Below are 430 nucleotides of genomic sequence, written 5' to 3' on the forward strand. Positions count from 1 at the left end.
GCTGGTGGTGCGGCTGGAACTGGATCGAGCCGCTGTAGATCACGCTGCGCGTGGCGTTCGGAGCGTCGGCGATGGCCGCGTTCCAGGCGCCGGCGTACCAGGCCCAGTCCACGCCACGGGCGGTCAGCAGGTCACCGATGTTGGTGGTCGACTGCGTCGGCATCGTCGACGCCTTGGTCGGGTCAGCATAGGCTGCGTTGCCGCTGGCTACGGCGTTGCCCGACGGCTGGTACGGCGGCTGCATCGTGTTGACGGCGTACGAGGTGCCGTTGCTGTCGACCGGCGTCAGGCTGCCGTCCTTCGTAGGGTTGCCATCGTCGCCAGCGCCTGCGTATGAGGTCGGCGCACCGGCCATCACCGAGCTTGCCGCCGGGATGAGCGTCGGGCTGCCGTCTGCATTCGTCTTGACATTTGCGATGCTGCCCTTGGC

1 protein-coding gene is annotated in these 430 nt (G+C 67.9%); it reads right to left on the reverse strand.

The window, feature by feature from the left end:
- Positions 1-430: alkaline phosphatase family protein (locus GRF61_RS24360; RefSeq protein WP_211166203.1), on the reverse strand; the 430-nt coding region annotated here is incomplete at both ends.

This window comes from Azoarcus sp. TTM-91, from assembly GCF_012911025.1.
Classification (GTDB): Bacteria; Pseudomonadota; Gammaproteobacteria; order Burkholderiales; family Rhodocyclaceae; genus Azoarcus.